Raw genomic sequence first — 26074 nt, 5'->3', positions numbered from 1 at the left:
GCGACCAACTCCATGAGCCAGACGAACCACCCCGACCAGACCCAGCACAACGCGGAACTGGCCGACTTCGATCCTGAGGTGGCTTCGGCCATCGCCGGTGAACTCTCCCGCCAGCGTGACACCCTGGAGATGATCGCCAGCGAGAACTTCGTTCCGCGCGCCGTGCTGCAGGCGCAGGGGTCCGTGCTGACCAACAAGTACGCGGAGGGCTACCCGGGCCGCCGTTACTACGGGGGCTGCGAGAACGTGGACATCGTCGAGGACCTGGCCCGGGACCGGGCGAAGGCCGTCTTCGGGGCCGGCTACGCCAACGTCCAGCCGCACTCCGGCGCCCAGGCCAACGCCGCGGTGCTGATGGCGCTGGCGAACCCGGGCGACAAGATCCTCGGCCTGTCCCTCGCCCACGGCGGCCACCTCACCCACGGCATGAAGCTCAACTTCTCCGGCAAGCTCTACGAGGTCGCCGCCTACGAGGTGGACCCGGAGACCTTCCGGATCGACATGGACAAGGTCCGTGAGCAGGCCATCAAGGAGAAGCCGCAGGTCATCATCGGCGGTTGGTCGGCCTACCCCCGGCAGCAGGACTTCGCCGCCTTCCGCGAGATCGCCGACGAGGTCGGTGCGAAGCTCTGGGTGGACATGGCGCACTTCGCCGGCCTTGTCGCCGCCGACCTGCACCCGTCACCGGTGCCCTTCGCCGACGTCACCTCCACCACGGTCCACAAGACCCTGGGCGGGCCGCGTTCCGGCATGATCCTGACCAATGACCTCGATCTGCACAAGAAGCTGAACTCCGCGGTGTTCCCGGGGCAGCAGGGTGGTCCGCTGATGCACGTGGTCGCCGCCAAGGCCGTGGCCATGAAGATCGCCCAGACCGACGACTTCCGCGACCGGCAGGCCCGCACCATCGAGGGTGCGAAGATCCTCGCCGAGCGACTGACCGCCAAGGACACCACGGACGCCGGGGTGCAGGTGCTCACCGGTGGCACGGACGTCCACCTGGTGCTGGCGGACCTGCGCAACTCCGAGCTCAACGGCCAGGAGGCCGAGGACCTGCTCCACGAGGTCGGCATCACCGTCAACCGCAACGCCGTGCCCTTCGACCCCCGCCCGCCGATGGTCACCTCGGGTCTGCGCATCGGCACCCCGGCGCTGGCATCCCGCGGTCTGGATGCGGCCGCGTTCACCGAGGTCGCCGACATCATCGGTACCGCCCTGGCCCAGGGCAAGGCCGCCGACACCGCTGCACTGCGCACCCGGGTCGACAAGGTCGCCGCGGACTTCCCGCTGTACCCCGGTCTGGAGGACTGGAAGATCAGCTGACCGGGATCGGCTAGTCTGGGGCGCCATGAACGCTCCGAACCACGCCGCAGGGAACCATGCACTGATCGTCGTCGACGTCCAGAATGACTTCTGCCCCGGGGGCTCCATGGGGACGGAGAAGGGGGCGGACGTCGCCGCGGGTATCACGGAGTACGTCCGCGCGCACCGCGGTGACTACGCCACGGTGGTGGGGACGAAGGACTGGCACATCGACCCCGAGGGGCATTTCGCCCCGGAGGGCACCCAGCCGGACTTCGACCTGACCTGGCCGGTGCACTGCGTGGTGGGGACGCCGGGGGCGGAAACACACCCCGGTCTGGACGCCTCCCTGGTTGATACGTGGTTCCTGAAGGGGGAGTACACGGCCGCGTACTCCGGGTTCGAGGGGCATCTGGAGGGGGAGGAGACCGGGCTGGCGGATTGGCTGCGGTCCCGCGGCATCACCCATGTCACGGTCTGCGGCATTGCCACGGACTTCTGCGTGCGCGCCACGGCACTGGACGCTGTGGCCGAGGGTTTCGGGGTGGATCTGCTCGGGGAGCTGTGTGCCCCGGTGACCGATCCCGGGGGCGCCGTGGCCATCGAGCAGATGGCGTATGTGGGCGTGGCCGTGCACTAGTGTGAGGCCCCATGAGTCTTGTTGACATCCGGACCGACGACGGCGTCCGGCACATCACGATCAACCGTCCCGACGCCTACAATTCCCTCAACCGCGAGCTACGCCTGGCGCTGCGGTCGGCTTTCGGGGCCGCCGCCGCGGATTCCTCGTCCGGAGGGGATGTGCGCGTGGTGGTGCTGTCCGCGTCCGGTAAGGCGTTCTGCGTCGGCCAGGACCTGAAGGAGCAGCTCACGGATGCACGCGAGGGAACCGGTGGCGACAAGGTCGTCGCCGAGTACAACCCGATGATGGACGCACTGCTGTCGATCCCGGTGCCGGTGATCGCCGCCGTCCAGGGGCCCGCCGCCGGGGCGGGCTGGGGGATTGCCATGGCCTGTGATTTCCGGGTCGTGTCCTCCGCCGCCAGCTTCAAGGGCGCGTTCAGCGGCGTGGGGCTCGCCTCCGACTGTGGACTGTCCCGGTCGCTCGCGGACGCGGTGGGCCAGGCGAAGGCCCTGGAGCTGCTCCTGCTGGACGAGAAGATCACCGCGCAGGACGCGGCGGAGGCCGGGTTCGTCACCTCCGTCGTGGACCCCGCAGAACTGGGGGACGCGGTGACGACGCTGGCGTCCGGTTTCGCCACCGGGCCGACCGCGTCCTACCGGGAGATCAAGGCGCTGGTGCGCGACACCGGTGCGGTGGGTGTCCGGGCGGGGGAGGAGGCGGACGCCCAGGCCCGCCTGTTCCGCACCTCCGACCATGTGGAGGCGATGCAGGCCTTCCTGGAGAAGCGGGCCCCGCAGTTCCGCGGGGAGTGACCGCTGCGCGTGCGGGGACGAGGGGTCCCCGGGAGCGCTACTTCTTCTCGCCCTTGGCGAGCTTGCGGGAGATGATCTCCAGCATGATCTCGTTCGGGCCGCCGTAGATCGGCTGGACGCGGGAATCGAGGTAGTGGGTGGCGATGGGGTACTCCATCATGAAGCCGTAGCCGCCGTGCAGCTGGACGGCGGTGTTGACGACCTTGATCTGCAGTTCGGTGGTCAGGTACTTGGCCATCGATGCGGTGGTCTCGTCCAGCGTGCCCTCGACCTTGGCGGCGACCGCGGCGTCCACGAAGGACTGCGCGGACTGGATCTCGGTGGCCATCTTCGCGAGCTCCCAGCGGTAGGCCTGGTGGTCGACCAGACGGCTGCCGAAGGTCTTGCGCTCCTGGGAGTGCTGGTAGACGAGGTCGAAGGCGCGGCGGGAGGTCGCGATGGAGCCCACGGCGATGGAGACGCGCTCCTGGGCCAGGTTGGTGCGCAGGTAGCCGAAACCGGCACCTTCCTCGCCCAGCAGGTTCTCGGCGGGAACCTTGACGTCCTCGAAGGACAGCTCGGCGGTGTCCTGGGCCTTCAGGCCGACCTTCTTCAGGGGGGCGGCCTTGGTGTAGCCCTCCATGCCGTCCTCCACGATCAGCAGGGAAACGCCGGCGCGGCCCTGGGACGGGTCGGTGATGGCGACGACGATGGTGAAGTCGGCCTGGATGCCGTTGGAGATGAAGGTCTTGGAACCGTTGAGGACGAAGTTGCCGTCCTCGTCCTTCGGGGCGGTGGAGCGGATACCGGCGAGGTCGGCGCCGGCGCCCGGCTCGGTCATGGCGATCGCGGCGATCTTCTCGCCGGCGCAGAGGGGGCGGAGGAACCGCTCCTTCTGCTCGTCGTTGGCGAAGCGCTCCAGGTAGGGGATCACGAGGTCGTTGATGACCTGGATGGACACGATCACGGAGCCGCAGTCGGCCTCGGCGAGTTCCTCGGAGAGGATCGCGTTGAAGCGGTAGTCCTGCATGCCGCCGCCACCGAACTCCTCGGGGGCGGTGATGCCCAGCAGGCCGAGGTCGCCAGCGGCCTTGAACATGGAGCGGTCGCTGTAGCCCTGCTCGTGCCAGCGGTCGACGTTGGGGCGGACCTCGGTGTCGACGAACCCCTTGCAGGTGTCCCGGAACATGTCGTGCTCTTCTTCGAAGATTGTGCGGGGCAGGTAGTTCTTCATGGTGTCCTTCCGGATCGGGGCGGATCGTGTCCTGGAGCGTGAGCGCCAGGGGCGTGAGTGACAGGGGGGAGCCGGTGTGACCCACGTCTCTTGCTTGTTACATTTTCATACTAACCGGGGAGTGCGCCAAACACGTAACTTCAGCCTATTCGGGGGAGAGTCGCGGGGAGCAGGTTTGCCCGAGGTCCCGGCGGACTGAGGTCGGGGCAGGGGGTTCGGCGGCGCCGGAGGATCGGGGGAGGGGGTCGGGGGTAATGCCGGACGGGACCCTGTTGCTAAAAATATCCGCTGGTCACGGCAATGCGGACCGGACCGTGGGTGAATTAGGAAACATTCACGTTGTGTAATTGTTGACACCTGGGTTTAGGTCTCGCTAACCTCATGGATGTGTCGAAGGCTAGTCACCTCGGCGCACTGCAGTTGTGGATCAGCCGCAACAGCAGGTGGAACCCAGGGTTCAGTCCGAATCCACATGGTCCGGCTTCCTCTTCTCACCGGACCGGCGTGCTCGGACTGCGGCACCTCCAACGCGCTGCCCTGGACTGCAGTTCACCTGCTTGAGCGGCACAGCGGAAGTTTCCGCGCCACCGGATTCGTCACCCGGTGTGCGCCCCTTCCACCGAGGCCCCGCCCTCCCGGTTCGTCACCCGGGTAGGACGGGGCCTCAACCTATGTGCAGGGAACCTCAGTCCTCCTGCGTCGGCGTCCCGCGGTTCTGCGCCAGGGACGTCCGGGCACTGCGCAGCCACTCGGGCTGGTCGGCCAGCAGTTCCCTGATGTCGGAGGTAGTCAACGGCTGGTCCATGTCATTGGCCTTCAGTGCGGTGATGGTGATGCCGAGCTTGCGGGCCACCTCGGGACGCGGGTGCGGGCCTTCGCGGCGCAGGGTCTGCAGCCACTCCGGCGGGTTCTGCTGGAGTTCGGTGAACTCCGCGTGGGTCAGCGATGCGTCCCGGAACTCCTGCGGGGTCGCGGGCAGGTAGATGTTCAGTTTCTTCGCCGCGGTCTGTGGCTTCATCTGGTCGCTCATGGACGCCGAGTCTATCTGCTCCCGGCCGGGGGTCCTAGGATGGTGACCATGAATCATCTCAGGGTCGTCTTCGCGCCCGGTGTCGTCCCCGGGAAATGGCTCGGCCGGTTCGACGGGCGCATGGACGGATGGAAGGCGGCCGCCGCCCAGTCGGACGACCCGCTGGCCCACGTCCGCGCCGGACGGGCGGATATCGCGTTGCTGAGGTTCCCCGGGGAGTGGGACGGGATGGCCGGCCACGAGATCGACGCCGGAGAGATGGAACGGCAGTCCCTGCACCGGGTGCTCCTCTACGAGGAGCAGCCGGGAGTGGCCGCGCCCAGGGACCATGCACTGGAGGCCACCGGTGAGAACGAGACGGTCACCCCGGAGGACATCGCAGACGACATGCTCCTGTACCGCGGTGTGGACCCGGCCCAGGTACGGGACAACCTCGAGGTGGTTGCCGCGAATGTCGGCATCGTCGTGGCGCCGCGGCCCCTGCTGCGTTCGGTGAACCGGCGGGGCGTGGTCCACCGCAATCTCGGTGGTACGCCGGGGACCCGGATCGGGCTGGTGTGGCGTCGGGACCGCGATGACGAGGTCATCCAGCAGTTCGTCGGAATCTGCCGGGGTCGCCGGGCGTCGAGTTCGCGCTGAGACCCCGGATGGTGACTGTGTTGCGGCGGTTCTTTTGCACTTTCAGTGATGGTTATCACACGCGCCCGTGAGTTTTCTGATAGACAGGTCGGTGCACGATATCCACTCCATCCCGAAGAAAGGGCTCTCCACATGAGGACCTCGATGCTCAAACGATCAGCCGCAGCCATTGCAGCTGGCGGACTTCTGCTCGGAGCGGCCGCATGCTCCGACGACGACAGCGACAGCGCCGACACCACCGCACCCGCCGCGTCCGGTGCCGCCGGTGCCTCCGATGACGCCGCGGCCGGTGGCGCCGACGCGTCCGACGGTGCAGACGCATCCGGTGCGGCCGACGCATCCGAGGGTGCGGACGCCGGCGGTGCGGAAGGTTCCGACACTGAACTCTCCGAGGGACTGCAGGCCGCGTACGACGAGGCCGGCGGAGAGACCGGCGAGCTGGGCGCGGTCCAGGGCGTCGAGACCGGTGACGACGGCAGCTCCCTGGCGACCTTCGACAACGGCTGGCTCGTGGAGTCCGCGGACGGCGGCGTTGTCCCGCTGATCGGTGAGATCGGCAACACCTGGAACAGCGAGGGCGGTCTCGAGAACGAGGTCGGTCTTCCGACCTCGCCGGAGACGGGCGACCCGGCCACCGGCTGGGAGCAGACCTTCGAGAACGGGACCATTGCCTGGGTCAATGACGGTGCAGGCAACTGGGACGCCGACGTCCAGCCCGCCGCCGAGTAGGCACGGGCCGGCACAGGGATTAACTCAGAGTTCATCTGACACCCGTGTAATTTACATGCGGACTGGCTAGTGTCGGCATCATGACCGAATCCACCGCCGTACACCACTCACCCGCAGGTGCGGACCACACCGGGACCCCCGGTCTGGTCCGCACCTATGTCGTTGACACCTCCGTCCTGCTCTCCGACCCCTGGGCGCTGCTGAAGTTCTCCGAGCACAGCGTTGTCCTCCCGATCGTCGTGATCAATGAGCTGGAGGCCAAACGGCAGCACCCCGAACTCGGCTGGTTCGCCCGCCAGGCCCTCGGCCTGCTGGAGGACTTCCGCCGGACCAGCGGACGCCTCGACCGCGAAATCGAGGTCACCCCGGAAGGCGGAACCATCCGGGTCGAACTCAACCACGTCGACGACTCCGTCCTCCCCGCCGGGCTGCGCGCCCGGCAGGAGGGCGGCGCCGACAATGACCGCCGTATCCTCGCCACCGCCATCAACCTGCGCTCGGAGGGGAATCCCGTCACACTCGTCACCAAGGACGTCCCCCTGCGCGTCAAGGCCGGTTCCGTCGGCCTCGATGCCGACGAGTACCGGGCTCAGGACGTTGTCCTCACCGGCTACGAGGGCATGACCGCCGCCGACGTGGACGGCGGGACGATCGACTCCCTGTTCTCCGACGGTGCCGTGGACGGTACCGGCGTGGTGGAGGACGTGGTTGACCTCCCGGTCCACTGCGGCGTCCAGCTCACCGCCGGCAGCCAGTCCGCACTGGCCAGGGTCGCCCCCCACGGTGTGCTGCGCCAGGTCCCGCCGGACCAGGAGGCCTTCGGGTTGCGTGGCCGCAGTGCCCGGCAGCGTGTGGCCCTCGACCTGCTGCTGGACGAGGAGGTCGGCATCGTCTCACTCGGCGGCTCGGCCGGCACCGGGAAATCCGCCCTGGCGCTGTGCGCGGGGCTCGAGGCCGTGCTGGAGCGCGGGACGCACCGGCGCATCGTGGTCTTCCGCCCCCTGTACGCGGTGGGTGGCCAGGACCTCGGCTTCCTGCCCGGTGACGAGAACGAGAAGATGAACCCGTGGACCCAGGCGGTCTACGACACGCTCGACGGCCTGGTCAGCGAGAACGTCCTGGACGAGATCGACGACCGCGGCCTGCTCGAGGTGCTGCCGATGACGCACATCCGGGGCCGCAGCCTGAACGACAGTTTCGTCATCGTCGACGAGGCGCAGTCCCTGGAACGCAACGTCCTGCTGACCGTCCTGTCCCGGATGGGGCGGAACTCCCGGGTGGTGCTCACCCACGATGTCGCGCAGCGCGACAATCTGCGGGTGGGGCGCCACGACGGTATCCAGGCGGTCATCGAGAAGCTCAAGGGCAACCCCCTGTTCGCCCACGTCACGCTCACCCGTTCCGAGCGTTCCGCCATCGCTGAACTGGTGACCAACCTGCTGGAGAACGGGTGACCGCACCCACGCTGCGCTGTAGCGCTGCGTGGGTGGCCCGGGCGCGTCTACAATGCCGTCATGACATTCACGATCCGTCCCATGCGCGAGGACGACTACGAACAGGTCGCAGAGATCCAGATGTCCGGGATGAACACCGGGCATGCGACCTACGAGGGGGAGATCCTGCCGTGGGAGGACTTCCTGGAGCACAAACTGCAGGAACTGATGTTCGTCGCGGACGAGGACGGGACCATCCTCGGCTGGGTCTCCGCGTCGAAGGCGTCGCACCGCCCGGTGTTCAGCGGCGTGATCGAGGACTCGATCTACGTGTCGCCCGACGCCGCCGGGCGTGGTGTGGCGGGGTCCCTGCTGGACCATCTCCTCGAGACCGCCACGGCACAGGGGTGCTGGTCGATGCATTCCACGATCTTCCCCGAGAACGAGGGATCGTTGAAGCTCCACAGGTCGAGGGGATTCACCGACATCGGGATCGCGCACACCATGGCGCGGATGGACTACGGCCCCATGGAGGGACGTTGGCGTGACATCGTGATGATGGAGAAGGTGCTGGAGGGGGGTCCGGCGCACCCGGAGTACCGGGAGCGCGTGGCGGACTGACCGCCCGGCAGGGACGATCCCGCGGCAGCTACTCCACGGTCTCCTTGAGCTTCTCCTGCCGGGTGAAGAACAGGATCACCGCGGCGATCACCGCCAGCGGGGCGAGGACCGCGAAAATCGGCACCAGGGCGTCGTTGTAGCTGGTGATGACCGCCTCGTGCAGGACGCCGGGGAGTCCGGTCACCATCTCCGGGGTGAGGTTCTGGGACCCGGACCCGGAGAAGGTGTCGGCGTAGTTCGCGGCGTCCGGCCCCATCTCCTCCATCGCGGCGGGGACCCGGTCGCCCATCCCGTCCTGCAGCCGGGAGGTGAACACGGAACCGACAACCGCGGATCCCACCGACATGCCGATCTGGCGGAAGAAGTTGTTGGACGCCGTCGCCGTTCCCACCATGGACACCGGGAAGGCGTTCTGCACCATCAGCACCAGCAGCTGCATGGCGCAGCCCAGGCCGAATCCGAAGATGTACAGGACAATGCCGAGGTGGACGAGACCGTCGTGCGTCTCGAGGTTCCCCAGCAGGAACAGGCCTGCGGCGGTGACCAGCATCCCGACCACGGGGTACCACTTGTACCGCCCGGTGCGGCTGACAACGAACCCCAGGATGATGGAGGTGGGCATCATGCCGGCGACCATCGGGATCATCATCAAACCGGCCTTGGTCGGTGACATTCCGTGGACCATCTGGATGTAGGTGGGCATGTAGGACAGGGTTCCGAGCATGACCACGCCGATGACCAGTCCCGCGAGGGTGCACAGGACGAAGTTTCGGTTGGTGAACAGTGACATCGGGATCAGCGGGTGCTCCGTCTTCAGCTCCGCGGCGACGAACAACACAGCGCAGACGACCGCGGCCACGATGAGGCCGATGATGGTGGGGGAGCCCCAGGCGTAGTCCTTGCCACCCCAGGTGATCGCCAGGATCAGGGTGGTGGCGAAGCCGGCCATGAACACGGTGCCCCACATGTCCAGCTTGGGCTTCCCGGAACCGCGGGCGGGCAGGTGCATCGAGAACGCGGCGATGGCGATGGCGACCAGCGCCAGCGGGACATTGAACCACAGGGCCCAGCGCCAGCCGGGGCCGTCGGTGAAGAAGCCGCCGAGGAGCGGGCCGAGGACGGAGGAGAAACCGAACACCGATCCGATCAGGCCCATGTACTTGCCGCGCTGCCGGGCGGGAACGATGTCGGCGATGATGGCCTGGGACAGGACCATCATGCCGCCGCCGCCGAGACCCTGGATCGCACGTGCCGCGATGATGACCCAGATGCTCTGGCCCAGGGCGCCGACGACCGATCCCACGAGGTACATGCTCAGGGCGAAGATGAAGAGGGGCTTGCGGCCGATCTGGTCACCCAGTTTGCCGTAGATCGGCAGCCCGATGGTCTGTGCCAGCAGGAAGGCGGTGATCACCCAGCTCATCTGGTCCACGCCGCCGAGCTCGCCGACCACGGTCGGCAGGGCGGTGGCGAAGATGGTCTGTCCCAGGGACACCAGCAGCATGCCGAGCATCAGGCTGACGAAGACCAGTGGGACGTTGTTCTTCGCGGCGAGGTGCTCGGCGTTTGTCTTGCCGTGCTTCCTCGGGCGTTCTGGCTCACGGGAACTGTCGTCCAGTTTCTCGATGGCTGTCATGATTGGTGCTCTCTTCTCGTGATGTCGTGCGTGTCAGTTCCATCCGTCGCTGTACGCGGCGGCGAGGCTGGTCAGTTGTTGTCCGGTCCTGGTGAATATGTCCAGCTTGCTCATCTCGGGCTGTTCGCGGTGCAGGATCCCTCCGACGGCCAGTGCCTCACGGATGATGGAGGTCAGCAGCAGTGCCTCCTGCTCCGCAGACAGTTCCGGACGGTGGCGCCGGTCCGGGAACCGGCCGAGGTGCTCGGTGATGGCGGTGAGGATCTCCCCGGCCAGGGTGTCGAAGCGGCGCATGTTGGCCGCCGCGAGTATTGGCGTCTCCTGGACGATCTGGCGTCTGCGTGCCCGGACCCTGAGGCTCACCGTGCGGTCGGGGGAGAGCCGCAGCGACGATTCCGGGTCGTTGTCGAGGGTGGTGCCGATGTAGCGCAGCACATCCCGGACGATGTTGCCGGAGTCCGTCGTCGCGAAGGTCTCGAGGATGTCGGGCGGGATGGGCGGGACGCCGCGGCCGGCGGCGACCTGGTCCTTGGAGTCGAAGTAGTTGAAGAAGGACCGCCGGCTGACGTCCGCTTTCTCACAGATTTCGTCGATGGTGACCTGGTCGAACCCGCGCTCGAGGATGAGCTCGGTGGCGCAGTCCTCGAGCCGGAGATTGGTTTCGCGTCGCTTGCGTTCGCGCAGTCCGCACTCGCCGGCGTCCGGCACCGGGTCGTTCTGGGGTTCGTTCCGTGTCTCAGTCACCGGACCGTTCTACACCGAGTGAAAACTTGCACGCAATGCAAAATATCGTTAACCCCAATCCGGGGGTGGTGCTAGGTCACCGGGGTCTGCTGGTGATGGCGCAGGACGGGAACCCCGTCCCGCTCCACCCACACCGAGACCCGGTACGTGGTCCCGTACGGGCCGGTCGCGGTCGACGTGACCAGTTCAACCCCCGGCGACAATTCCTCGGACACGATGTCGGACAGATCGAGCCGGTTGAACCCACGGAGGGGCTTCAGCGATGCGAGGAACCCATCGTGGTCCAGACGTGTGCCCGTGGCGTCGACCACGGTGAGGCCGGGATGGAGCAGTCCTGCGGCCATCGCGGGGTCGCCGCGGACGTCGTCGGTGTAGAGGGCGATCTCCCGGTCGGCGGCCGACCCCGCGGAGGCCGACGTGTCCACTGTTCGCGGTGTGTCCGTTGTGTCCGTTGTGTCCGGTGAGTCCGTCGCGTCCGGTGCACTGGGTGCGTGGCCGCTGAGCCCGGGGCCGGCGTCCGGCGCCTTCCCCCTGGAGAACGCGGTCGCCGCCCCGTTGGCACGGGTGTCCGCGGCTTCGTTCATCGGGTGCCCGGCATGGCCCTTCACCCATTCGAAGGTCACGTCCCGCCCGGCCATGGCCCCGTCGATGGCCTTCATCAGGTCAACGTTCTGCACCGGTTTGCCGTCCCGCTTCTTCCAGCCCTTCCTCTTCCACCCGGGCATCCACTTCGTCACCGAGTTGATCACGTACTGGGAGTCGCAGAGGATGTGCAGCTGCTGGCCGGCCGAGGCGGGGTCGGCGGCCGTGGCCTCGAGCAGGTCGAGAACGGCCTTGAGCTCGCCCATGTTGTTCGTCCCGTGGGGCCAGCCCCCGGCCCGCCAGGTGTCCTCGTCGATGTACCAGGCCCAGCCGGCCGGGCCGGGATTGCCGAGAGCTGATCCGTCAGCGGCTGCGGTGATCGTCATGGGAATCACCGTACAGGTGGGTGGTCTAACGCCTGCGCGGGCACGACCGATGGAAGGGACGGAAGGAGGAAACCGTGTCCCCAGTGCAGGTGGCCGCCATCTCCCTGTCCATTCCCGGGGCGGTCGCGTCCCTGGGCGCGGTGGTTGTCCTCTGGGCGATGGGGTCACTCGCAGCTGAGGTGGGCGTGGACGGTGGCGGGGCGCTCTGGTGGTTCCTGGCGGTGATCGCGCTGGCGGCCGAGCTTGCCGCGGTAGTGGTCCTCATCTCCAGTTTCCGGGTGGCGGACGACGCCTCGGCGCGGCGCCGGGCGGGCCTGTCCGCAGGGATCAATGCAGCGTTCACTGGGGCGCTCGTGCTGGTGCTGGTGCAGCAGTAGGGGAGAGCATCAGGGTGTACCCAGGTGTCGGGCGAGGTAGCGCCCCGTGACCGACGCCGGGTCTGCGGCGAGGTCGTCCGGCGCACCCGTGGACACGATCCGTCCTCCGTCGGCCCCGCCTCCAGGCCCCATGTCAATGACGTGGTCGGCGTTGGCGACCATGTCGAGGTCGTGCTCGATGACGATCACGCTCGCACCACGGTCGCACAACCTCTGGAGGACGTCCAGCAGGGCGCGGACGTCCAGCGGGTGCAGTCCCACGCTGGGCTCGTCGAGGACGAAGACGCTGTCCGCCTGGTCGCGGTGCAGTTCATTTACCAGTTTCAGGCGCTGCGCCTCACCGCCGGACAGGGCCGGGGTCGCTTCCCCGAGGGTCAGGTAGCCCAGGCCGAGTTCGTCGAAGACCGAGAGCCTCCGGTGGACCTTCGGCAAACCGGACACCGCCTCCAGCGCTTCGGCGACGGTCATCGCAAGCAGCTCCGGGAGGCTCACACCGTTCCGGCGGTACCGGTCGGCGGCCGGTGCGTACCGTGACCCGTCGCAGTCGGGGCACGGGATGTCGATGTCGGGGAGGAACTGGACGTCGAGGGAGACCTGCCCGGTGCCCTCGCACCGGGGGCAGGCCAGGGAGGTGGCGCGCGATCCGGTGTTGTATGAGAAGTCGGACGCGGTGACCCCGTCCTCCACGGCCCCGGGGAGGCGTGCGTAGGCCTTGCGCAGGTCGTCCATCACACCGGAGTAGGTTGCCACGGTGGACCGGACGTTGATGCCGATCGGGGTGGCGTCGACGACGTGAACGGTGGTGTTCTCCGGGGCGTCGACGGTGGTGACGTGGTCGGGGAGGTTCTCTCCGCCGCCGGCGCTGCCGACCTGAAGCGCCGGGACGAGGGAGTCCAGGATCATCGTCGTCTTGCCCGACCCGGACATTCCGGTGACTGCGCTGAGCCGACCGACCGGGATGTCGACGGTGAGAGGGTGCACGGTGTGGACCTGTTCCGTCTCCAGGTGGATCGTCCCGTCTGCGAAGACCGCATCCGGTGCGGCACGGTCGCGGATCACGACGTCCTCGTCGCCGGTGAGGAAGCCCGCCAGGCGGGAACGGCCGGACGCCGCGAGGTCGTCGGCGGTGCCGGACGCGACGACGGTCCCGCCCTGGCGTCCGGATCCCGGGCCGATCTCCACGAGGTGGCCGGCGCGGCCCAGGACCTGGACGTCATGGTCGACGAAGACCACCGAGTTCCCGTCGGCGAGCAGATCGTCCATCACGCCCAGCAGCCCCTCGACATTCGCCGGGTGCAGGCCGATCGACGGTTCGTCGAGGACGTAGAGCACGCCGGTGGTGCGGTTGCGCACCGCCCGGGCCAGTTGCACACGCTGGCGTTCCCCGGTGGACAGCGTTGATCCCGCACGGTCGAGTGAGAGGTAGCCCAGACCCAGTTCCGTGAGCCGGTGCGCCATGCCGCGCAGCGTGTCGACCAGGCCGTGGGCCATCTGGGCCATGTCCATGTCGGCGGCATCCTCCACACCGTCCGCCCAGGTGAGGACATCCCCGAGCGGGAGGGCAGTGACCTCGGCCAGGTTCTGCTGCGTATCCCGGCTGGTGATCCGCGGTGCCCGCGCGGCCTCGCTGAGCCGGGTCCCACCGCAGTCCGGGCACGTGCCCGTGCTGAGGAACCGGCTGACCCGGTCCAGGCGCTTCTCGGTGTCCGCCCGCTCCAGCTCCCGGGTGACGGTCAACCGGGCGTTGCGGAAGGTGAAGTCGAGGTCGTGGACACCTTTCACCGAGGTCACGGTGATGTGCTTCTTCTCCTCGGGGCCGTCGAGGACAATGTCCCTCTCCCCGGCGGTCAGCTCGCGCCAGGGGACGTCGGTGCGCACACCGAACTCGCGGACGATGTCCGGCTGCACATTGAAACCGAACATGTTCCACGGCACCACCGCGCCGCCGTCGAGGGTCTTTCCCTGGTCCGGGACCAGGGAGGCGTCGTTGACGGTGCGGATCTCCCCGGTCCCCTCACAGCGCGGGCACGCCCCACCGGAGTTGAAGGCGAGGTCCTCGGCACCGGGCGGCTCGACCGCCTCGCCACAGGTCGGGCAGTGGAACGGGCGTTCCGCCGCGACGGCGATCGTCGGCGGTACACGATGGCCGTTGGGGCAGAGGTGGGATGCCAGCCGGGAGAACATCAGCCGGATGACGTTGAGCAGTTCGGTGGAGGTGCCGAAGGTGGAGCGGACGCCGGGGACGCCGGGACGCTGCCGCAGGGCGAGGGCGGCGGGGACGTGCTCGACCGAGTCGACGTCCGCCCGCGTGGACTGCGACATCCGACGGCGGGTGTAGGTCGACAGTGCTTCGATGTAACGGCGGGAGCCCTCGGCGTACAGGACGCCGAGGGCCAGGGAGGACTTGCCGGAGCCGGAGACCCCGGCGATGCCGACCAGGGTGTTGAGGGGGATGTCCACGTCAACGTCGCGCAGGTTGTTGACGCGGGCCCCGCGGACGGAGACGTGGTCGGGGAGATCGCTCATGGTCCCCAGGGTAGGAGCTAGTCCCGGTCGGTGTTGGCCATGGCCAGCACGTCGAGGCGCTTGTCCAGCTCCTCCTCGGAGAGGGTGTCCGGCACGAATCCGAGGTCGATCACGGTCTGACGGATGGTCTTACCCTCTGCCAGTGCGGTCTTCGCGACCTTCGCGGCGGCCTCGTAGCCGATCGCGGAGTTCAGCGGGGTGACGATCGAGGGGGAGGACTCGGCCAGGGTGCGCATGCGGTCCACGGCGGGCTCGATGCCGTCGACCAGTCGCTCCGCGAACACCTGGGAGGTGTTCGCCAGCAGCTTGGCGGACTCGAGCACGTTGCGGGCCATCATCGGGATGAACACGTTGAGCTCGAAGTTGCCCTGGGCGCCGCCGAAGGCGATGGCGGCGTCGTTGCCGATGACCTGGGCGGCGACCTGGGTCGCGGTCTCGCACAGCACGGGGTTGACCTTGCCCGGCATGATCGAGGAGCCCGGCTGCAGGTCGGGCAGGTGGATCTCGGCGAAACCGGTCAGCGGGCCGGAGCCCATCATGCGGATGTCGTTGGCGATCTTGTTCAGGGAGACGGCGATGGTGCGCATCGCGCCGGAGAACTCGACCAGGGCGTCACGGGCGGCCTGGGCCTCGAAGTGGTTCTCCGCCTCCTTCAGCTCCGCGACACCAGTGAGCTTCTTGAGTTCCTCGGTGACCTTGGCGCCGAAATCGGCGGAGGTGTTCAGGCCGGTGCCGGTGGCGGTGCCGCCGATGGCCAGCTCACCCAGGCGGGGGAGGGTGGCCTCGACGCGGTCGATGCCCAGCTCGATCTGGCGCGCGTAGCCGCCGAACTCCTGGCCGAGGGTGACCGGCACAGCATCCATCAGGTGGGTGCGGCCGGACTTGACCTGGGACTTCCACTCGGATGCCTTGGCGGCGAGGGAGGTGTGCAGCACCTTCAGGGCCGGAACCAGGTCGGTGACGGCGGCTTCGGTGGCGGCGACGTGGGTGGCGGTGGGGAAGGTGTCATTGGACGACTGGCCCATGTTGACGTCGTCGTTCGGGTGGATCTCCACCCCGTTCTGGCCGGCCAGCGAGGCGATGACCTCGTTGGTGTTCATGTTCGACGAGGTGCCGGAGCCGGTCTGGAAGACGTCGATCGGGAACTCGTCGTTGTAGGTGCCGTCGGCGATGGCCTTGCCTGCGGCGATGATGGCGTCCGCCTTGGTGGCGTCGAGGGCACCGGAGTCCTTGTTGACCTGGGCGCAGGCTGCCTTCAGCAGCCCCATCGCGCGGATCTGTGCGGCTTCCAGCGGGCGGCCGGAGATCGGGAAGTTGTCCACGGCGCGCTGGGTCTGGGCACGCCACAAGGCGTTGACCGGGACCTGGACCTCGCCCATGGTGTCGTGCTCGATACGGAATTCCTGCTCGCTCATAATGACCTGTGTTGTCCTTCCTGGTGAATGTGACGTCTGGCATATAAGGGTACCCGCACCGTCCGTCGAAGCGGACAGTGCGGGTGTGGTGCGGGGGTTAGCGGACCAGTAGCAGGCTAGATGTAGTCCTGGACCTCGTACTCCTTGAGTTTCTGGATCTGGTGGGTCGCCTCGATATTGCGGATCGTGCCGGAACGCGAGCGCATGACCAGGGAACGGGTGGTGGCGCCACCGGCGCGGTAGCTCACGCCGCGGAGCATGTCGCCGTTGGTCACGCCGGTGGCCACGAAGTAGCAGTTGTCGGAGGACACCAGGTCATTGGTCCCCAGGACGGTGTCGAGGTCCAGGCCTGCGCCGATGGCCTTCTGTCGCTCCGCGTCGTCCTTCGGGGCGAGGACGCCCTGGATCTCGCCGCCCATGCACTTCATGGCGCAGGCGGTGATGACACCCTCGGGGGTGCCGCCGGTGCCCATCATCAGGTCGACGGCGTGCTCGTCGTTCGCGGCGGCGACCGCACCGGCCACGTCGCCGTCACCGATGAGGCGGACCTTGGCACCGGCGGAGCGGATCTCGGCGATCAGGTCGATGTGGCGGGGGCGGTCCAGCACCACGACAGTGACGTCGGAGGGGTGGATGCCCTTGGCCTTGGCCACGGCATTGATGTTGTGCGCGGCCGGGGCCTGGATGTCGATGGCTCCCGCAGCCTCCGGCCCGACGGCGATCTTGTGCATGTAGAACACGGAGGAGGGGTCGTACATCGAACCGCGCTCCGCGGCGGCCAGCACCGAGATGGCGTTCGGTCGGCCCTCGGCCATCAGGGTCGTGCCGTCGACCGGGTCGACCGCGATGTCCACGGCGGGGCCCTCACCGGTGCCGACGCTCTCGCCGTTGAACAGCATCGGGGCCTCGTCCTTCTCACCCTCGCCGATGACGACGACGCCGTCCATCTGGACGGTGTTGATCATCCGGCGCATGGCGTCCACCGCGGCACCGTCGCCCTCGTTCTTCCGGCCACGGCCCACCCACTTGCCGGAGGCGAGTGCCGCGGATTCGGTGACCCTGACCAGTTCCATGGCCAGGTTCCGGTCCGGTGAGGAGCTCGGGACGGCCGTGGGAGGGGTCGGGTCGGTGGGGTGGCCGGGGGCGGTTCCGGTGGTCATGGCAACCAGCTTTCTTCTGATGTGGGGCTCGGGTGCTAACGGGGTCGTTCGTCCCTATTGTTCCATGAGTTCCCCTCCGGCCGTGGGCCGACGTGCACCCGGTGCCCCTCGGTTAGGGGTTTCGGGGTGGTCATCTGCAATAATCAAGCTCGTGAAACTCGAGAAACCGCGCATGTTCACCTCCACCCGGGACCTGCTGATATCCCTGGGGGTGCTGGGTGCGGTCATGCTCTTCTCCGTCGGCTTCACCGGGCTGTGCAGCTGGGACCCCGGTCCCGCGGACAAGTCCGGCCCGGTGCAGGAGGTCGATATCGACACCATCCTGGACGCCGAGGCACGCAGCCTCAACTTCCCGCTCCGCAACCCGGATGTGCCCTCGGACTGGGAGGCGAACTCGGGACGGCGCATCAGCGTCGATCAGGAGCCGTCCTCGGTCGCCGGCTGGGTCGTCGACGAGCGCTACTTCATCTCCCTGACCCAGACGGGCGTTGACCCGGAAACCGCCGTGGACGATGTCGACGAGGACATCCGAGAGGAGACCGACACCCACAGCAGTGATTCGGCGGACGGCGCGGTGACCTGGCACATCTTCACCGGCGACGACGCCCGCTCGGTGTGGGCCGCCGATCTCGGGGACGTGACCCTGCTGCTGGAGGGCACCGCCACCCAGGAGATCTACGAGACCCTGGCGGACGAGGTCGTCACCACCGCACCGATCGACCCCGCAGCCTAATCCTCCTCCGGGGTCTCCTCCCCGGCATCGTCGCCGCCCTCCCGCTGCGCCAGTGCGTTCTCCACGCGTTCGGCCGCACCGTTGAGGTAGCGCTCGCAGTAGGCGGCGAGTTCCTCGCCACGCTCCCAGTAGAGGAGGGACTCGTCCAGGCTCATCTGGCCCAGCTCGAGGATCTTGACGACCTCGATCAGCTCGTCCCGGGCCTGCTCGTACGACAGCTCGTCCAGGGGACGGAACTTCTGCTCGGTGTTCTGGTCACTCATCGGTGCCGTGGTCCTCTCCGTTGTTGTATGTATCTGCACGCTGCACGTCCATCGCCGCGGCGGTGACGGACCCGTCCAGCACCCTGATCCGCAACTGGGAGCCGGGCTGGACGTCGTCCACCGTGGTCACCACCTGGGGTGGGGTGTGGTCCCGGGGCACAACCTGGACCACCGAGTACCCGCGCTTCAGGGTCTGCGACGGCCCCAGGGCATTGACCTGGGCCTTCAGTGAGGAGATCTGGGAGCGCATGTCCCGGATCGCCACCCCGAGTGCGCGGTCGTTCCGTGAGCGCGCCTCGGTGACCAGGTCACGCTGCCGCGTGATCGGCAGCAGCGGGTCGGCGAGCACGGGACGCGAACGCAGCGTGCCCAGCCCCCGCTGTTCATTGGCCACCCAGGAGCGCAGTGCGCTGGCGGCCCGTCCCCTCAACTCGCCCACCAGGGCCAGCTCGGCGGTGACATCCGGGACCACGCGCTTCGCTGCGTCGGTGGGGGTTGCGGCACGGAGGTCCGCGACATTGTCCAGGATCGGGTTGTCCGGCTCGTGCCCGATCGCGCTGACAACCGGGGTGGTCATCCTGCTGACGTGGCGGACCAGCGCCTCCTCGGAGAACGGCAGCAGGTCCTCGACCGAGCCACCGCCGCGGGCGACGATGATCACGTCCACCGCGGGGTCGGCCTCCAGCCGGTCCAGTGCCTCGGTGACCTGACCCACGGTCTGCGGCCCCTGCACCGCGGTGTTGATCACCTCGACCCGGACGTCCGCCCACCGGTCATGGGCGACGGCGAGGACGTCGCGCTCGGCGGCGGACCCGCGGCCGGTGATCAGCCCCACGCCGCGGGGCAGGAACGGCAGCGGACGTTTCAACCGGGGATCGAACAGCCCCTCGGCCGCCATGGCCCGCTTGAGCTGCTCCATGCGGGCCAGCAGTTCACCGACACCCACGTGCTGGATCCGGGACACCCACAGGGAGAAGGAGCCGCGTCCGGCGTAGTAGGCGGGCTTGCCGTAGACCACCACACGGTCGCCGTTCTGCAGCGGCGTGGGCAGCGACTGCAGCAGCTTCGTCGAGCAGGTCAGCGGAATCGACTGCTCGACGTCGACGTCCCGCAGGGTGATGTAGGAGAGTTTCCAGGTCGGTTTCATGTTGACCTGGGTGATCTGGCCCTCGACCCACAGGTGGCCGAGCTTCTCGATCCACCCCTTCACCTTGTCGTTGACGACGTGGACGGACCACGGCGAGTCCGACGTTGTGGGAGGCGGTGGCGATCCTCGTCCGGATCCTTGCGCGGGAGCGTCTGACATGGCTCTGATTGTAGAGGTCGGTTAGCATGGTGGGCATGACTGAGGCTTCGGCTGTGGATAACTTTCCCACAATCGCCACCACCGACCCCGTGAACAGTGACGATGAACGGGCCCGCACCACGGGCCCAGCGAAGCGCGTCCTTCTGGCGGCCCCGCGCGGCTACTGCGCGGGCGTCGACCGGGCGGTGGAGACCGTCGAGAAGGCCCTGGAGAAGCATGGCGCACCGCTGTACGTGCGCAAGGAGATCGTGCACAACAAGCACGTCGTCAAGACCTTCGAGGACCGGGGTGTGATCTTCGTCGACCGGACCACCGAGGTGCCGGAGGGGTCCAACGTGGTCTTCTCCGCCCACGGGGTGGCCCCGACCGTCCACCGGGAGGCGAAGCAGCTCAGCCTGCAGACCTTCGACGCCACCTGTCCGCTGGTCACCAAGGTCCACAACGAGGTCAAGCGCTTCGCGAAGCAGGGTTACCAGATCATCCTCATCGGCCACCACGGTCATGAGGAGGTCGAGGGGACCGCAGGGGAGGCGCCGGACGTGGTCCACCTGGTCGACGGCAAGGAGGACGTGGACGCCCTGAGCTTTCCGGAGGGGACGAAGCTGATCTGGCTGTCCCAGACCACGCTGAGCGTCGACGAGACGATGCGTACCGTGAAACTCCTGCAGGAGAAATTCCCGCAGATGGAGACCCCTCCCAGCGACGACATCTGCTACGCCACCCAGAACCGGCAGGTGGCGGTCAAGGCGATCGCACCGGAGGTCGACCTGATGATCGTGGTCGGCTCGGAGAACTCCTCGAACTCGAAGCGGCTCGTGGAGGTCGCACTGCAGCACGGCGCGGAGGAGTCCCACCTGGTCGACTACGCTGAGCAGGTCGATCCGGCCTGGCTCGAGGGTGTCGATTCCGTGGGCGTGACCTCGGGCGCGTCCGTTCCGGAGCTGCTGGTGCGCGGGGTCCTGGAACTGCTGGCGGAGCATGGTTTCCGGGGGATCGAGGAGGTCACCACGGCGACGGAGGACATCATCTTCTCCCTGCCCCGCGAGCTGCGCCCGCCGCGCAACCCCGACCGCACCGCGAGCTGAGGAACCTAGTCGAGGTCGAGGGGACTGTCCGGGTCGCCTTGACCGCGTGATCGGCGGCGACGCTCACTGGCCTCACGGAGTTCCGCCGCCGTGCGGGTCCTGGGGGGCTCGGAGCGGGGCCGGTCCGAGGGGGAGTCCGGCTCGGCAGCGGGCTCCGTCTGTCCGGGGCGCGCGGTGCGGGACGCGGCGGCTGCGCCGCTGCCGCCGGCACCCCGGACCCGGGAGTTCAACCGCTGGTTCTCCGTCTCCGCCTCGGTCATCCGCTGGCGCTGGGCACGTTCCCGGCGGCGCTGGCGTTCGAGGACAGCCACGTCTATCCGGTACCGCACGACGGCGATGACCAGGCAGATGACGAAAGTGGCGGCGAGCCACAGGAATGCCTCGATCGCCGGGTACGCGGCCCTGATCAGGGCGGTCCTGCGATCCGTGCCGGACATGCCGTCGGAATCGGCGATCACTCCCACACCGGTGACACCGAAGAACCAGTAGAACGGCAGCAGGACCACGGTCAGGAACAGGCCCCGGAGTTCGACCAGTGCCGTGCAGATGACCGCAGCGACGGCGAAGAGGACGGCGTAGGACGTCCCGGCCTCGCCGAGGACGACCCCGGTGAGGAACACCGCCACCATGACCAACAGGGGCGCCCAGACCGGGATGAGACCGCGACGGTTGAGCGGCGGGTCGGCTGGAGAGGTGGAGTCAGAAGTCACGGGCGATGATGTTACCGGATGATCAGGACTGGTTCGATGTAGCGTCACTGTCAGGCTCGTCCTCGCTGTCGTTGGCGTCGTTCTTGTCGTCCTTGCCGTCGGGGAGCAGCGGAGCCAGGAAACGGCTGAAGGGCTTCGGTTCGCCGCTCTCGTCCTCGATCAGCGAGCGTCGCCAGTCCTGCCAGCGCTTCGCCGCCTCCTCGCGCTGTTCGCCGGTGCTCTGTCCGGCGGTGGTGGCGAATTTGATGTCGGTGGAGTGCTTCTCGCCGGTGGCGAGGTCGGTCATGTCGCCGATGTACCGCAGTACCTCGATGATCATTGCGGCGACGGGGACAGCGAGGAATGCTCCGATGATGCCGTAGATGGTTCCGCCGACGGTGACGGACAGCAGGACGACGGCGGCGTGCATGTTCATCGCCTTGGACTGCAGCACGGGCTGCAGGATGTTGCCCTCCAGCTGCTGGACTGCCAGGACGACACCGAGGACGATCAGTGCGGTGGTGAACCCGTGGGCGACCAGGGCAACCAGCACGGCGAGGGCTCCGGCGGTGAAAGCACCGACGATCGGGATGAACCCGCCGAAGAAGGTGATCACGGCCAGCGGGCCCCACAGGGGCACTTGCAGGATCACGAGGCCCAGACCGATGAAGAAGGCGTCGATGAAGCTGACGATGGCCTGGGTGCGGATGAAACCGCCGAGGGTGTTCCAGCAGCGGGTCAGTACCTCGGTGAGGTGCCAGCCGACCCGGCGTCCGGTGATGCGGCGGACCATGGGGAGGAACCGCTCGCCGTCCTTGAGGAAGAAGAAGATCAGCACCAGCATCACGAACATGGTGACCACTCCGGAGGTCACCGCCGAGACCGCGGTGGTCGCGGTCTGGGTGATCTGGTCGGTCTGGTTCTCCAGCCAGCTCGTCGCCTGGTCGAGCATATTGTCCAGCTGGTCGCTCTGCAGGTTCAGCGGAGGGCCGGCGACCCAGTCCAGGACGGTCTGGACACCTGCGGTGCCGCTGTCGATGAGTTCCGGGATCTGTTTGCGGACAGGCGGGGCAATGACTGCGATGACCCCGGCGATTACCGCGACGAACGAAAGTATCGTCAAGAGCACGGAGAGTGCGTTCGGAATGCGCCAGCGCCGGAAAAGACGAACCAGCGGCCACAGCACGGTGCAGATGATGAGTGCCAGGACGACCGGAAGGATGCCCACCCACAACTGAGCCAGAACCATGCCGAACACCCAGAAGGCGGCGGCGATGACGAGGAAGCGCAGGCTCCAGCCCGCGGCCCACCGGGCGGAGGTGCCGATGACCTCCGAGCGGTCGCGGACCTCGTCGCCGGGGCCGGTCTGCTCGTCCGACTGCAGGACGGACGACTGGTCATCCGGAACCTTCATGGCGGGATCGTCCTCCAGCCGCAGCGCGTCGGGTGCGGGCTCGGATGGTCCGGTGGGCTCCTCGCCGGGCAGCGGGAGGGAGGACTCGGGGTCCATGCGTCCCGAGCCCATCAGGATGTCGGCGAAGTCCCGGCCGTCAACAACATCACGCGGATCGGGACGGTCAGGCCGGTCCCTGTCGGTGGAGTCGTCCTGCGACTCACCGTTGCTGTTCTTGGAATCATTGCTCACCCGCCCCATTGTGCACTACGCGCGGGGGAAAGTCAGTGTTCTGACCGGGTGGCGCGAACCAGCAGTGATTCATCGTCGGTGCCGGGGCCGGTCCCCAGGTCACCGGACTCCTCATCGTTGTGGTTCTTCAGGTTGATCGCCGCGATGATCAGGCCTCCCCACAGGAAGACCATGAACAGGATCATCATGGTGAGTGCTGCGCCGCTCATCGGTTCGCTCCTTCAGTGGTGTCTGCAGTGTCTTGCTTGGCCGCCAACGGGTTCGGGGTGCCGGGGGCACGTCCTCCGCTGGGGACACCGAAGTCGGATCCGGGGACCCCGTCGAGTACCAGGGACGATCTGCGGTAGGGGAACAGGTGGAGGATGACGGCGGCGACCGCGATCACGATGATCACCAGCCAGCCCCAGGTGAAGACCTGGTTGTCCTGGTGTCCGCCGTAACCCTCGTCCAGCAGGTTGGACACCTCGATGCCCAGGGTCATGGTGAGGATGAGGGCGGTGACGTACATGATGAACGTCCGCCAGGTCGGTCCGACCTTGAACGAGGAAACCGCGTTGAGGTGCTGCTGCAGCTCATTGATACGCATGGTCAGGATGCCGATCACGATGATGGCGACCAGGGCGGCGAGCACGATGCCGACGTTGTTGGTGAACTTGTCCATGATGTCGAGCGTGACCAGTCCGGTGGTGGCGGAGAACGCCAGAACCGACAGCACGGCCATCGGGATGCCGAGGACCAGGACGGTGAACCGGCGCGGCCAGTCCATCTTGTCCTTCACCGCGGACACCACAACCTCCACGATGGACAGCAGGGAGGTGATGCCGGCGATGAAGAGGCTGAAGAAGAACAGGATGCCGAAGAACTCACCGGCGGGCATCTCGTTGATGATCGTGGGGAATGCCTCGAATGCTAGACCGATGCCGGACGTGGCGACCTCGTCGACCGGCACGTTGGCGGCGACCGACATGAAGCCCAGGGCGGCGAAGACGCCGATGCCTGCGAGGACCTCGAAGGAGGAGTTGGCGAAGGCGGTCACGAGGCCGGTGCTGGTCAGGTTGGACCGCGGCTTCAGGTAGGAGGAGTAGGTGATCATGATGCCGAAGCCGATGGACAGCGAGAAGAAGATCTGTCCGTAGGCGGCGACCCACACCGTGGAGTCGGTCAGTGCACTCCAGTCCGGGGTGAACAGGGCGTCCAGGCCTTCGGCGGCACCGTCGAGGAACAGGGCCCGGACCACGATGATCAGGAACAGGACGAGCAGCATGGGCATGAAGATCATGTTCATCCGCCCGATGCCCTTGCTGACGTCGAAGACGAGGGTCGTCAGGACGATGATCCACACCAGGATCATGGCCAGCAGGATGGGCCACACGAAGCTGCCGGAGAAGACCGAACCGGTGTCCACGTGCAGGAACTCGTTGTTGAAGTGTTCGCCGGGACTGTCACCCCATCCCTTGTTGAAGGACTTGAAGGTGTACAGCAGTGCCCAGCCGATGATGGCCGCGTAGTAGACGCCGATGAAGAAGGAAATGCCGGTCTGGAACCAGCCCAGGATCTCGGCGCGCGGGTGGATGCGCCGGAAGACGAGGGGGGCGGAGCCGCGGAAGCGGTGGCCCAGCGCGAAGAACATCCACAGCAGGGGAATGCCTGCGGTGCACAGGGCGATCATGTAGGGCACGAGGAAGGCGCCGCCGCCGGACTCGTAGGCCACGTAGGGGAATCGCCAGATGTTGCCGAGACCGACGGCGGAACCGATGGCGGCGAAGAGGAAGACACCACGCGACTTGAATGTGTCGCGGGAGACCTTGTCGTCCTTGCCGTCGGTTCCGGCGACCGGTCCGCGCGAAGTGTCTGCAGCCATCTGCATGTACCTCCGGGGGGTGTCGTGGGAATAGGGAAACTAATACATACTAACTCCCAGGGAACTCACAGAGAAGAGAGCTGGGGGACGGGGGTGGGGAGGGGCAGGAGGGGCCGTGAACCGGTGACCCGTTAGGATGGTGGCCGTGACCCTTACTCTCGGAATCGTCGGCCTGCCCAACGTTGGCAAGTCCACTCTGTTCAATGCCCTGACCCGCAATGACGTCCTCGCGGCGAACTACCCGTTCGCCACGATCGAGCCGAATGTCGGACTGGTGGAGTTGCCCGATACCCGCCTGGACCGACTGTCGGAGATCTTCTCCTCGGAGCGGATCCTGCCGGCGACGGTGTCCTTCGTGGATATCGCAGGCATCGTCAAGGGTGCGTCCGAGGGTGAGGGGATGGGAAACGCCTTCCTGTCGAACATCCGTGAGGCGGACGCGATCTGCCAGGTGGTGCGTGCCTTCGACGATGACGACGTGATCCACGTTGACGGCCGGGTGGATCCCGCGTCCGATATCTCGGTGATCGAGACGGAACTGATCCTCGCTGACCTGCAGACGGTGGAGAAGGCGGTGCCCCGCCTGGAGAAGGAGGGGCGCAAGGACCGCGACAAGGCAGACCAGGCGACGGTGGCGAAAAAGGCGCAGGAGATCCTCGAGGACGGCCGAACGCTGTACTCCGCATCGGTCTCCGGGGACATCGACCTTGCTGCGGTGCGCGAGCTGCACCTGATGACGGCGAAGCCGTTCCTCTACGTCTTCAACTCCGACGAGGCTGTGCTCACGGACGACGCCCGCAAGGACGAGCTGCGTGCGTTGGTCGCGCCCGCTGACTGTGTCTTCCTGGATGCGGAGACCGAGGCTGAGCTCCTGGAGCTGGACGATGAGGAGGCTGCGGAGCTCCTGGCCTCGGTGGGGCAGGACGAGCCGGGTCTGCAGACGCTGGCCAAGGCAGGTTTCGCGACGCTGGGTCTGCAGACCTACCTGACGGCGGGCCCGAAGGAGGCCCGGGCGTGGACGATTCCGCAGGGCGCCACGGCCCCGCAGGCTGCCGGCGTGATCCACACCGACTTCGAGCGTGGTTTCATCAAGGCGGAGATCGTGAGCTTCTCCGACCTGGACGAGTTCGGCACCATGGCCGAGGCCCGCAACCACGGCAAGGTGCGCCAGGAGGGCAAGGATTACGTGATGAAGGACGGCGACGTCGTGGAGTTCAAGTTCAACGTGTAGCGCCAGGGGGCAAGAGTGAGCACCAGCGCCA

At 67.3% G+C, this 26074-nt stretch carries 25 protein-coding genes; 11 read left to right on the top strand and 14 right to left on the bottom strand.

What is annotated here, in order from left to right; genetic code table 11:
• The first annotated feature begins 12 nt into the window (after positions 1–12).
• Genes glyA through ACTIL2_RS08510 form a run of 3 tightly spaced genes read left to right on the top strand, consistent with a single transcriptional unit; the run spans position 13 to position 2739 of the window.
• Positions 13–1323: a serine hydroxymethyltransferase gene (gene glyA / locus ACTIL2_RS08520; protein ID WP_442337029.1), complete on the top strand. Its 1311-nt coding sequence runs from the start codon at positions 13–15 to the stop codon at positions 1321–1323.
• Between the two features lie 25 nt (positions 1324–1348).
• Positions 1349–1942: an isochorismatase family protein gene (locus ACTIL2_RS08515; protein ID WP_442337028.1), complete on the top strand. Its 594-nt coding sequence runs from the start codon at positions 1349–1351 to the stop codon at positions 1940–1942.
• An 11-nt stretch (positions 1943–1953) separates the two neighbouring features.
• Entirely contained in the window at positions 1954–2739 is a 786-nt protein-coding gene (locus ACTIL2_RS08510) for an enoyl-CoA hydratase/isomerase family protein (RefSeq protein WP_442337027.1), read from the top strand.
• A gap of 37 nt (positions 2740–2776) precedes the next feature.
• Here ACTIL2_RS08510 and ACTIL2_RS08505 read toward each other — a convergent pair whose 3' ends face one another.
• Both ACTIL2_RS08505 and ACTIL2_RS08500 read right to left on the bottom strand, forming a co-directional pair.
• Entirely contained in the window at positions 2777–3952 is a 1176-nt protein-coding gene (locus ACTIL2_RS08505; protein ID WP_442337026.1) for an acyl-CoA dehydrogenase family protein, read from the bottom strand.
• A 685-nt stretch (positions 3953–4637) separates the two neighbouring features.
• Positions 4638–4982: a DUF5997 family protein gene (locus ACTIL2_RS08500; protein ID WP_442337025.1), complete on the bottom strand. Its 345-nt coding sequence runs from the start codon at positions 4980–4982 to the stop codon at positions 4638–4640.
• 48 nt (positions 4983–5030) lie between these two features.
• Between ACTIL2_RS08500 and ACTIL2_RS08495 the strand changes: the two genes are divergently transcribed.
• From ACTIL2_RS08495 to ACTIL2_RS08480, 4 genes are all read left to right on the top strand, one after another.
• Positions 5031–5621, top strand: a complete 591-nt coding sequence (locus ACTIL2_RS08495) for a LysR substrate-binding domain-containing protein (protein WP_442337024.1) — start codon at positions 5031–5033, stop codon at positions 5619–5621.
• Between the two features lie 144 nt (positions 5622–5765).
• Positions 5766–6350, top strand: a complete 585-nt coding sequence (locus ACTIL2_RS08490; RefSeq protein WP_442337023.1) for an LGFP repeat-containing protein — start codon at positions 5766–5768, stop codon at positions 6348–6350.
• A gap of 80 nt (positions 6351–6430) precedes the next feature.
• Positions 6431–7804 (top strand): PhoH family protein, encoded by a 1374-nt coding sequence (locus ACTIL2_RS08485; protein ID WP_442337022.1) that lies wholly within the window; start codon positions 6431–6433, stop codon positions 7802–7804.
• Between the two features lie 60 nt (positions 7805–7864).
• Complete coding sequence (locus tag ACTIL2_RS08480) at positions 7865–8404, top strand: GNAT family N-acetyltransferase (protein ID WP_442337021.1); 540 nt, start codon at positions 7865–7867, stop codon at positions 8402–8404.
• Between the two features lie 28 nt (positions 8405–8432).
• Here the strand turns inward: ACTIL2_RS08480 and ACTIL2_RS08475 are convergent, their stop codons facing one another.
• From ACTIL2_RS08475 to ACTIL2_RS08465, 3 genes are all read right to left on the bottom strand, one after another.
• Positions 8433–10040, bottom strand: coding sequence for an MDR family MFS transporter (locus ACTIL2_RS08475; protein WP_442337020.1), 1608 nt, complete (start codon positions 10038–10040; stop codon positions 8433–8435).
• A gap of 33 nt (positions 10041–10073) precedes the next feature.
• A complete protein-coding gene (locus ACTIL2_RS08470; RefSeq protein ID WP_442337019.1) occupies positions 10074–10784 on the bottom strand; it encodes a TetR/AcrR family transcriptional regulator in 711 nt (236 codons plus the stop codon).
• Positions 10785–10855: 71 nt separating this feature from the next.
• Entirely contained in the window at positions 10856–11752 is an 897-nt protein-coding gene (locus ACTIL2_RS08465) for an RNase H family protein (protein ID WP_442337018.1), read from the bottom strand.
• Between the two features lie 74 nt (positions 11753–11826).
• Between ACTIL2_RS08465 and ACTIL2_RS08460 the strand changes: the two genes are divergently transcribed.
• A complete protein-coding gene (locus tag ACTIL2_RS08460) occupies positions 11827–12129 on the top strand; it encodes a hypothetical protein (RefSeq protein ID WP_442337017.1) in 303 nt (100 codons plus the stop codon).
• 9 nt (positions 12130–12138) lie between these two features.
• Here the strand turns inward: ACTIL2_RS08460 and ACTIL2_RS08455 are convergent, their stop codons facing one another.
• From ACTIL2_RS08455 to glpX, 3 genes are all read right to left on the bottom strand, one after another.
• Positions 12139–14655 (bottom strand): excinuclease ABC subunit UvrA, encoded by a 2517-nt coding sequence (locus tag ACTIL2_RS08455; RefSeq protein WP_442337016.1) that lies wholly within the window; start codon positions 14653–14655, stop codon positions 12139–12141.
• 17 nt (positions 14656–14672) lie between these two features.
• Entirely contained in the window at positions 14673–16070 is a 1398-nt protein-coding gene (locus tag ACTIL2_RS08450; RefSeq protein ID WP_442337015.1) for a class II fumarate hydratase, read from the bottom strand.
• A 116-nt stretch (positions 16071–16186) separates the two neighbouring features.
• Positions 16187–17143 carry a class II fructose-bisphosphatase gene (gene glpX / locus ACTIL2_RS08445; RefSeq protein ID WP_442337043.1) on the bottom strand — a complete coding sequence of 319 codons (957 nt, stop codon included), beginning with the start codon at positions 17141–17143 and terminating at the stop codon, positions 16187–16189.
• 238 nt (positions 17144–17381) lie between these two features.
• Here glpX and ACTIL2_RS08440 point away from each other — a divergent pair, with 238 nt between their 5' ends.
• The gene (locus tag ACTIL2_RS08440) at positions 17382–17963 is read left to right on the top strand and encodes a DUF4245 domain-containing protein (RefSeq protein WP_442337014.1); all 582 of its coding nucleotides are present in this window, start codon (positions 17382–17384) and stop codon (positions 17961–17963) included.
• Here the strand turns inward: ACTIL2_RS08440 and ACTIL2_RS08435 are convergent.
• Together ACTIL2_RS08435 and xseA are read right to left on the bottom strand one after the other, a co-directional pair.
• The gene (locus tag ACTIL2_RS08435; RefSeq protein ID WP_442337013.1) at positions 17960–18226 is read right to left on the bottom strand and encodes an exodeoxyribonuclease VII small subunit; all 267 of its coding nucleotides are present in this window, start codon (positions 18224–18226) and stop codon (positions 17960–17962) included. The two genes, ACTIL2_RS08440 and ACTIL2_RS08435, sit on opposite strands and share 4 nt — an antisense overlap.
• Positions 18219–19532, bottom strand: coding sequence for an exodeoxyribonuclease VII large subunit (gene xseA, locus ACTIL2_RS08430; RefSeq protein WP_442337012.1), 1314 nt, complete (start codon positions 19530–19532; stop codon positions 18219–18221). Before xseA ends, ACTIL2_RS08435 begins: the two co-directional genes overlap by 8 nt.
• A gap of 35 nt (positions 19533–19567) precedes the next feature.
• On the opposite strand from xseA, the gene ACTIL2_RS08425 reads away from it, so the two are divergent.
• Positions 19568–20617, top strand: a complete 1050-nt coding sequence (locus tag ACTIL2_RS08425; RefSeq protein ID WP_442337011.1) for a 4-hydroxy-3-methylbut-2-enyl diphosphate reductase — start codon at positions 19568–19570, stop codon at positions 20615–20617.
• A 5-nt stretch (positions 20618–20622) separates the two neighbouring features.
• On the opposite strand, the gene ACTIL2_RS08420 is transcribed toward ACTIL2_RS08425, so the two are convergent.
• From ACTIL2_RS08420 to ACTIL2_RS08405, 4 genes are read right to left on the bottom strand one after another with little or no spacing between them, the layout of a single operon-like run.
• The gene (locus ACTIL2_RS08420) at positions 20623–21327 is read right to left on the bottom strand and encodes a DUF6542 domain-containing protein (protein WP_442337010.1); all 705 of its coding nucleotides are present in this window, start codon (positions 21325–21327) and stop codon (positions 20623–20625) included.
• Between the two features lie 22 nt (positions 21328–21349).
• A complete protein-coding gene (locus ACTIL2_RS08415; protein WP_442337009.1) occupies positions 21350–22960 on the bottom strand; it encodes an AI-2E family transporter in 1611 nt (536 codons plus the stop codon).
• Positions 22961–22983: 23 nt separating this feature from the next.
• On the bottom strand, positions 22984–23160 hold the full coding sequence (metS, locus tag ACTIL2_RS08410; RefSeq protein WP_442337008.1) for a methionine/alanine import NSS transporter subunit MetS: 177 nt from the start codon (positions 23158–23160) through the stop codon (positions 22984–22986).
• Positions 23157–24812, bottom strand: a complete 1656-nt coding sequence (locus ACTIL2_RS08405) for a sodium-dependent transporter (RefSeq protein ID WP_442337007.1) — start codon at positions 24810–24812, stop codon at positions 23157–23159. The genes metS and ACTIL2_RS08405 overlap by 4 nt, the downstream gene beginning before the upstream one ends.
• Positions 24813–24957: 145 nt before the next feature.
• On the opposite strand from ACTIL2_RS08405, the gene ychF reads away from it, so the two are divergent.
• Positions 24958–26043, top strand: coding sequence for a redox-regulated ATPase YchF (gene ychF, locus ACTIL2_RS08400; RefSeq protein WP_442337006.1), 1086 nt, complete (start codon positions 24958–24960; stop codon positions 26041–26043).
• Positions 26044–26074: the final 31 nt, after the last annotated feature.

The sequence above is a fragment of the Corynebacterium sp. genome, assembly GCF_052107835.1.
In the GTDB taxonomy this organism is placed as follows: domain Bacteria; phylum Actinomycetota; class Actinomycetes; order Mycobacteriales; family Mycobacteriaceae; genus Corynebacterium.
The sequence above is the reverse complement of the archived record's forward strand: the minus strand, read 5'-3'. Positions and strand labels throughout refer to the sequence as shown.

Excerpts from the sequence above, each read along its gene's own strand:
- ACTIL2_RS08475 (WP_442337020.1), bottom strand. The coding sequence starts at position 10,040 with ATGACAGCCATCGAGAAACTGGACGACAGTTCCCGTGAGCCAGAACGC.
- metS (WP_442337008.1), bottom strand. The coding sequence starts at position 23,160 with ATGAGCGGCGCAGCACTCACCATGATGATCCTGTTCATGGTCTTCCTG.
- ACTIL2_RS08500 (WP_442337025.1), bottom strand. The coding sequence starts at position 4,982 with ATGAGCGACCAGATGAAGCCACAGACCGCGGCGAAGAAACTGAACATC.
- ACTIL2_RS08405 (WP_442337007.1), bottom strand. The coding sequence starts at position 24,812 with ATGGCTGCAGACACTTCGCGCGGACCGGTCGCCGGAACCGACGGCAAG.
- glpX (WP_442337043.1), bottom strand. The coding sequence starts at position 17,143 with ATGGAACTGGTCAGGGTCACCGAATCCGCGGCACTCGCCTCCGGCAAG.
- glyA (WP_442337029.1), top strand. The coding sequence starts at position 13 with ATGAGCCAGACGAACCACCCCGACCAGACCCAGCACAACGCGGAACTG.
- ACTIL2_RS08450 (WP_442337015.1), bottom strand. The coding sequence starts at position 16,070 with ATGAGCGAGCAGGAATTCCGTATCGAGCACGACACCATGGGCGAGGTC.
- ACTIL2_RS08485 (WP_442337022.1), top strand. The coding sequence starts at position 6,431 with ATGACCGAATCCACCGCCGTACACCACTCACCCGCAGGTGCGGACCAC.
- ACTIL2_RS08425 (WP_442337011.1), top strand. The coding sequence starts at position 19,568 with ATGACTGAGGCTTCGGCTGTGGATAACTTTCCCACAATCGCCACCACC.
- ACTIL2_RS08455 (WP_442337016.1), bottom strand. The coding sequence starts at position 14,655 with ATGAGCGATCTCCCCGACCACGTCTCCGTCCGCGGGGCCCGCGTCAAC.
- ACTIL2_RS08465 (WP_442337018.1), bottom strand. The coding sequence starts at position 11,752 with ATGACGATCACCGCAGCCGCTGACGGATCAGCTCTCGGCAATCCCGGC.
- ACTIL2_RS08505 (WP_442337026.1), bottom strand. The coding sequence starts at position 3,952 with ATGAAGAACTACCTGCCCCGCACAATCTTCGAAGAAGAGCACGACATG.
- ACTIL2_RS08415 (WP_442337009.1), bottom strand. The coding sequence starts at position 22,960 with ATGGGGCGGGTGAGCAATGATTCCAAGAACAGCAACGGTGAGTCGCAG.
- ACTIL2_RS08515 (WP_442337028.1), top strand. The coding sequence starts at position 1,349 with ATGAACGCTCCGAACCACGCCGCAGGGAACCATGCACTGATCGTCGTC.
- xseA (WP_442337012.1), bottom strand. The coding sequence starts at position 19,532 with ATGTCAGACGCTCCCGCGCAAGGATCCGGACGAGGATCGCCACCGCCT.
- ACTIL2_RS08490 (WP_442337023.1), top strand. The coding sequence starts at position 5,766 with ATGCTCAAACGATCAGCCGCAGCCATTGCAGCTGGCGGACTTCTGCTC.
- ACTIL2_RS08510 (WP_442337027.1), top strand. The coding sequence starts at position 1,954 with ATGAGTCTTGTTGACATCCGGACCGACGACGGCGTCCGGCACATCACG.
- ACTIL2_RS08495 (WP_442337024.1), top strand. The coding sequence starts at position 5,031 with ATGAATCATCTCAGGGTCGTCTTCGCGCCCGGTGTCGTCCCCGGGAAA.
- ACTIL2_RS08435 (WP_442337013.1), bottom strand. The coding sequence starts at position 18,226 with ATGAGTGACCAGAACACCGAGCAGAAGTTCCGTCCCCTGGACGAGCTG.
- ACTIL2_RS08480 (WP_442337021.1), top strand. The coding sequence starts at position 7,865 with ATGACATTCACGATCCGTCCCATGCGCGAGGACGACTACGAACAGGTC.